Below are 6,337 nucleotides of genomic sequence, written 5' to 3'. Positions count from 1 at the left end.
CGGTCTTCCCAGTAACAGAAACCGGGTTTTTGGGATTAGTGAATCGGTGTTCTAGCGCTCCCTGCTGCAGCATCATATGAACAGCAAATGAGTTTTGCTTACCACGACGATGCCCGTTCTTACGGATGTGATTAGATGCACTTGGCTGGACAGTAGAATTCATCCCTTTATTATGCAACGCCATTATTTTCATATAAAAAAGCATCCTGCCTGGGGGTCAAACTAGGTTGGAACACAGCAATACTGCAAACAAATAACGACTTTTGCGCTGGTTGCGAAACAATAGAAAGATTTTCCTAAAGATTTTCTATTGTGAGTAATTATGTTTACTGTCAACTTATATAAATAGTAATCATTAATCTCAGTAAAATCCTCAAAAATTATTGAAATATTGGGAACATAATAAGCGTAGATGATGAAAATCCACAAAAGTATTAAAGCAGTCATTATTAGTTGTATTGTTGCTGTGTTGGTCGTTTTTGGAACTCCGGCATTCTCTCATAATGTTGAGCATCGTGACCATAAGCAAGTATTAAATCAGGTGCAGGGCGATAGTTCAGATACCAAGCTGACTGTAGCTTATCACAACAGTGCTATTGATGAAATCAACAGTGCTCATTCTGATCTTGCTCCTCCAAACGGAAAATTTCTTATTAGCAGAAACAAAGCTTATGGAATAAGAAAGAATGTTGTTGACCTTACCCAAGAAGAGAAACAAGCATTCGTTGATGCTGTGCGGACATTAAAAAATACAATTCCTGAAGGTAGCAGTATCAGTATTTACGACCAGTTTGTTGCAGTGCACGTGGAAGCAATGGGGTTGATGTCAAGCGAAGCACAAGGTCCTGCTGCTGGCCATGATGGTGCCCATGAAAGTTCTCTATTACTACCGTGGCATCGTGAGTTTATACACCGATTTGAAAAAGCTTTGCAATCAGTTAACCCCAATGTCACGCTTCCTTATTGGGATTGGACAGATCCTAAGGCGTTGGAAGTTATCTTTCAAGATGAGTTTTTGGGAGCAAATGGTCAAGGAGTCACCCTCAGCATTCCAGGTTTAGGTGATGTCCAAGGGGGACCTGTTGCATCCGGTCCTTTTTCAGCAGCCAATGGATGGATTTTGAACCCAAACTTACATATCAAGCCATCTGGAGAAACATTAGGTGAGGTTCTCTTACGCTTTTTGCAAGCGCCGCCTGTAAATACTTACCCTATTCCTAAAGAAGACTTGGACCAAATTCTTGCTGTTGACGAGTATGACACACTCCGCCAAGGTCTAGAAGGATTTTACAAATCCGATAGCCAGGGACAACTCACAATTCGTGGAGTCTTTATGCATAACTATATGCATGGGTTAGTCGGTGGAGGTAGTTTTGACTTTACCACGGGTCAGCTTAATCCTTTAGGCACAATGGCTAGTATTATCAGTTCTCCCTACGATCCAGTATTTTGGCTAATTCATTCCAACCTGGATCGCCTTTGGGCCGAATGGCAGGCAAATGGACATGCAGGTCCCAATTATTATCCTGCCAGTGGTGGACATTATGGAGAAAATCTCAACGACAGATTGTGGCCTTGGGATGGAGGTGAGTCCACACCGGTAAATCAGGGGCCAGCAGATGTGTTATCCTTACTTCCTCATTTGTCCCCAGATGATATTGTCACACCTGCAGACACTCTGAATTTTAGAAAGTATGGCTACACCTATGACACCCTTAAAAGGGGCAATCATATCAACTCATAAAATCTTATCTTCATCGTAACGACGAGGAGTATAAACCCAGACGCTACCATCGCACCGCGTGATCGTCTGGGTTTTGCTTGACCCCACAAGAATGACTGTCCGCATATCAGCAAGTTCTGGTGCTAAATTTTCCAAAGTGCAAACCTGAACAGATTCTCCATCCCTACCAAGGTTGCGGGCAAGCACGACTGGAGTATCAGGATGTCTGTAACGCAGCAGTATATTTTTTGCCTCTGCCAGTTGCCAAGTGCGCTGCTTTGACACTGGATTGTAAAAGGCAATCACGAAATCTGCTTGTGCAGCGGCAGTGATTCGCTGTTCGATAATTGACCACGGCTTTAAGATATCAGACAAAGAGATAGCGCAGAAGTCATGACCTAGGGGCGCACCAATCTTTGCTGCTGCTGCTTGCATCGCGGAAATACCTGGCGCTACCTGAATTTCGATACCTTGCCATTCTGGCTTTGCCTCCTTCTCAAGCACTTCAAACACTGCTGCTGCCATAGCATAAATACCTGGGTCACCAGAAGAGACTACCGCGACAAAACGTCCTTCTGCTGCTAAATCCAGCGCAACTCGTGCCCGTGCAATTTCTTCCCGGTTGTCAGACTCATGCCACCTTTTATCTTTGCCCAAAGAACCAACTAATTCCAAGTAAGTAGAATAACCAACTAAATCAGTGGCATTACGTAAAATTTCCTGGACTTGTGGGGACATCCAATTGCTTCCTCCAGGACCTGTGCCAATGACTGCCAATCGACCGCGTGGTCTACCTGTGGTGTTGATATTGATGGGTGAGGGTGAGAGGGCGATCGCTATCGCACAACTAAAGTCAGATGTTTGCCGTTGCATCATCAACTGCCCAGAGGAAGCGAGTAAAGCTAGAGCTGCTGCCACATCCACGGTATTATCTTGTGACATCACACCTGCAATTTCGTCTGGACTAAAGAAGCGAACAGGCACATTGAGCGCATCAGCAATTTTTTGTAAAGCTGGATTGGCAGCATCAAGAGTGCTGGCGAAGACTCCTGCAACAGATGCCGAAGCTAACTCAGCATCAGCCAGCATTTGCTGCACAAGAGCGATTTCCTCAGAACTTCCTCTTTCTCCTTTTGGTAAGCTGGGATTAACAAAGGTTACCCCAATCGCTACAGTAGCGGGATGATAAACAAGACGAGTTGATATAGAAACAACTTGCTTTTCAGTAATTTGTATAACTCTTGTTGCATCCTCGGCAATAGGTAAGGCACTATTCTTCAACCAAGGTGCACTGCCCTCCAACCTCACCGAGTTTCCCGCCAGTAAGTCAGACATGAAGGATTTGGCGTCATCCGGGTTAGCCAAAGAGTAGCCTACAGGAGGATCTTCTAGCGCGATGCCAAAACGAATATCACCCGTGGTTGTAATAGCGGGTTTGACATTCAGTACAACAGCAATTTGGCGTGCCAGCGAATTAACACCATTGAGTCCACCCAAAAGTGGTACCACTGCACTACCATCTTCAGCAACTGCAATAACTGGAGGTTCCTGTCGCTTATTGGCAAGTAATGGCGCAAGGGTTCTGATGAGAATACCTGTCGCACAAATGCCAATGATTGGTGTTCCATTAGCAAATAATTCTCGCAGTGTCGTTCCAAATTCAGTAAAACTGACATCCACATCATAAGTGCGACCAGCCAACCCGTACAACTGTGCTCCTGGCAAGACGCTGATAATTTTTTTTGCCACGGGGATACTGTTGTTACCCAGAATTATCACAGCAGGCGGAATTTTTGTCATGGAAATACTTTCAAGAAACACAGGGAACAGCGAACAGGGAACAGGGAATAGGAAAGAAGGTGTTTGTTTTATTCATAACGGGTAGCGATACGCCTAGCAGCGTCTGCGCTTTGCGCAATCGCCGTCCGTGGGGTGCTCTTAAGAAGAACAAATAGGTCAGAACGCAAAACGGGCTACGCCCCGCTGCGCTAACAGAATACATCCTGATAAATAAATTGACAAGTTTGAGTGAAAGCTTCCTAGTTTTAGCCGAAAAAATCAAATCGTCCCCGCCACATGGCGGGGACGACTTAACTATCTAACGCTGATATCGCTGATATATTAGATGATTATTACAAAGCGTTACCGCGAGGAAGAACTTCCTCAGGGAAGACAAATTTTTCGTGAGGTTGATCGGCAGGAGCCATCCAAGCGCGGATACCCTCGTTGAGCAAAATGTTCTTGGTATAGAAAGTTTCAAACTCTGGGTCTTCTGCCGCGCGCAATTCTTGCGACACGAAGTCATAAGCCCGCAGGTTGAGTGCTAAACCTACAATTCCTACTGCGCTCATCCACAAGCCTGTGACGGGCACAAACAGCATGAAGAAGTGCAACCAACGCTTGTTGGAGAAAGCAATTCCAAATATCTGTGACCAGAATCTGTTTGCTGTCACCATCGAGTAAGTTTCTTCAGATTGCGTAGGAGTAAACGCGGGGAACGTGTTTGATCCTTCACCGTCTTCAAACAAGGTGTTTTCTACTGTTGCACCGTGGATCGCACAAAGCAGCGCTCCACCTAGTACTCCAGCTACTCCCATCATGTGGAAGGGGTTAAGTGTCCAGTTATGGAATCCTTGCAAGAACAGCAGGAAGCGGAAGATTGCTGCCACACCGAAGCTGGGTGCAAAGAACCAACTTGATTGTCCCAAGGGGTACATCAAAAACACACTCACGAACACTGCGATTGGAGCAGAGAATGCGATCGCATTGTAAGGACGAATTCCCACCAACCGAGCGATTTCAAATTGCCGCAGCATGAAACCAATCAGCGCAAATGCTCCGTGCAGTGCTACGAATGGCCACAGCCCTCCCAGTTGGAACCAACGGGTCAGGTCGCCTTGTGCTTCTGGTCCCCACAGCAGTAGTAACGAGTGTCCCATTGCGTCTGCTGGGGTCGATACTGCTACTGTCAGGAAGTTACATCCTTCTAAGTAGGATGATGCTATCCCGTGGGTGTACCAAGAGGTGACAAAAGTTGTACCGGTTAGCCAGCCGCCTAATGCTAGGAAGGCGCAGGGGAACAGTAGTATTCCTGACCAACCTACGAATACGAAACGGTCTCGCTTTAACCAGTCGTCGAGAACATCAAACCACCCCCGTTTTGACGGGGCGCGTCCTACTGCAATGGTCATTACAACGAATCTCCAAAATCTTATTATTGCGGGTTTCCTCTGCCGACTCTAGGATTGACATTTGACTGCCTGCCTAGAACAGAGAATTTATTGAGTTGTCAATTGCCGTTTACAATTATTTACCAACTCTAATCTAATTGTATATAAAGTTCTCAGATTTTTCTAGTGTGTTTTTCATTTCCTTAATCTAATTTTAATTTTTCCGGTTGGCGACCTCCTCAAACTCCCTCCACGCAAGCTAACGTTAAAATGAGTCCTGCACCTTAATTTCATTGAAGCGAAATGTTTAGTATCGACTTAACCGTAAAGAACACAGCTTTCCCCATATCCATAGAGCGTAAAACCTCTGAGGATGCTGAGGCAGTTTATCAGATGATTGTGGGTGCTATGCAAACTGGCAGCCCTGATATTGTGGAACTCAAAAGCGAAGGAAAGACAGAAAAGAAAATAGCTGTCCGTGCTAGTGAGATTTCTGGAGTTCAGCTGACTCAGAGAGAAGGCGGGGCTGCTGCTGGTGGTAGACCACCTGGTTTCTTCGCTATAGCAGCTGAGTAATTAACTCGTATACACACATGGTGGAACTGGGCATAGGAGTTAAGGATTTAAATTTTAGCTGGTTATCCGGAGAGAATGTGATTAAGTCTTGCTCTCTGGAAGTACCCAAGGGTGAATTTTGGATGCTCTTGGGTACAAATGGGAGTGGCAAATCCACCTTACTCAGACTCATAGCAGGGCTATTAACCCCTGAGTCTGGGGAAATTCAACTTTCACATCCTGTGGGCTTTGTCTTCCAAAATCCGGATCATCAACTCGTCATGCCAACAGTTGGTGCTGATGTGGCTTTTGGGCTAGTGGAAGAAAAACTCCCACCTGCTGCTGTGAGAACTCGCGTTCAGGAGGCGCTCGAAGCAGTGAATTTACTTTCACTGCAAAAACGTCCTATTTATGCTTTGAGTGGTGGACAAAAACAACGAGTGGCGATCGCTGGCGCTTTAGCCCGTCGCTGTGAAGTCCTATTGTTAGATGAACCCACCGCTTTACTTGATCCAGATAGCCAATTGGAACTCGTAGCTAGTGTCCGCCGCCTAGTAAAAAATCGTGGTATCACAGCTCTGTGGGTTACTCATCGCTTAGAAGAGTTAAATTACTGTGACGGCGCTTTGCTACTAGAAAAAGGTTGTTTATTGGATCATGGAGAACCACAGCGCCTCAAACGACGGCTGATGGAATTGCACGACAAAACTCCTGAAACTTAAGGATACAAGGGTATAGGGGAAATCTCGTTTGCCTTGCAGGCCCTATGGGCATACTTTGCATCGATTTTTCTCTATACCCCCATATACATTTTTCGTTTTGTAACATAGTGTTACAACCCATGCTTCAATTACTATGAATCTTATGATGAATGAATTTTGTTAACTTT

The 6,337-nt window shown here is 45.4% G+C and carries 5 protein-coding genes; 3 read left to right on the top strand and 2 right to left on the bottom strand.

The features are described 5' to 3' along the window. The first annotated feature begins 412 nt into the window (after positions 1-412). Positions 413-1,744, top strand: a complete 1,332-nt coding sequence (locus tag AC5590_RS31310) for a tyrosinase family protein (protein WP_169267161.1) — start codon at positions 413-415, stop codon at positions 1,742-1,744. Here AC5590_RS31310 and cobJ read toward each other — a convergent pair. Next, positions 1,739-3,523: a precorrin-3B C(17)-methyltransferase gene (gene cobJ / locus AC5590_RS31305; RefSeq protein ID WP_169267160.1), complete on the bottom strand. Its 1,785-nt coding sequence runs from the start codon at positions 3,521-3,523 to the stop codon at positions 1,739-1,741. The two genes, AC5590_RS31310 and cobJ, sit on opposite strands and share 6 nt — an antisense overlap. Positions 3,524-3,855: 332 nt before the next feature. Continuing rightward, entirely contained in the window at positions 3,856-4,914 is a 1,059-nt protein-coding gene (gene psbD, locus AC5590_RS31300; protein WP_169264508.1) for a photosystem II D2 protein (photosystem q(a) protein), read from the bottom strand. Positions 4,915-5,196: 282 nt separating this feature from the next. On the opposite strand from psbD, the gene AC5590_RS31295 reads away from it, so the two are divergent. Both AC5590_RS31295 and AC5590_RS31290 read left to right on the top strand, forming a co-directional pair. Beyond that, positions 5,197-5,469: a UPF0367 protein family gene (locus AC5590_RS31295; RefSeq protein WP_169267159.1), complete on the top strand. Its 273-nt coding sequence runs from the start codon at positions 5,197-5,199 to the stop codon at positions 5,467-5,469. Positions 5,470-5,486: 17 nt separating this feature from the next. Beyond that, positions 5,487-6,170, top strand: coding sequence for an ABC transporter ATP-binding protein (locus tag AC5590_RS31290; protein WP_169267158.1), 684 nt, complete (start codon positions 5,487-5,489; stop codon positions 6,168-6,170). Positions 6,171-6,337 lie beyond the last annotated feature (167 nt).

Origin of the sequence: Brasilonema octagenarum UFV-OR1, from assembly GCF_963888615.1 — a bacterium.
GTDB lineage: Bacteria > Cyanobacteriota > Cyanobacteriia > Cyanobacteriales > Nostocaceae > Brasilonema > Brasilonema sennae.
The sequence above is the reverse complement of the archived record's forward strand: the minus strand, read 5'-3'. Positions and strand labels throughout refer to the sequence as shown.

Coding starts and splice junctions, on each gene's coding strand:
- AC5590_RS31290 (WP_169267158.1), top strand. CDS start 5,487: ATGGTGGAACTGGGCATAGGAGTTAAGGATTTAAATTTTAGCTGGTTA.
- AC5590_RS31295 (WP_169267159.1), top strand. CDS start 5,197: ATGTTTAGTATCGACTTAACCGTAAAGAACACAGCTTTCCCCATATCC.
- AC5590_RS31310 (WP_169267161.1), top strand. CDS start 413: ATGATGAAAATCCACAAAAGTATTAAAGCAGTCATTATTAGTTGTATT.
- cobJ (WP_169267160.1), bottom strand. CDS start 3,523: ATGACAAAAATTCCGCCTGCTGTGATAATTCTGGGTAACAACAGTATC.
- psbD (WP_169264508.1), bottom strand. CDS start 4,914: ATGACCATTGCAGTAGGACGCGCCCCGTCAAAACGGGGGTGGTTTGAT.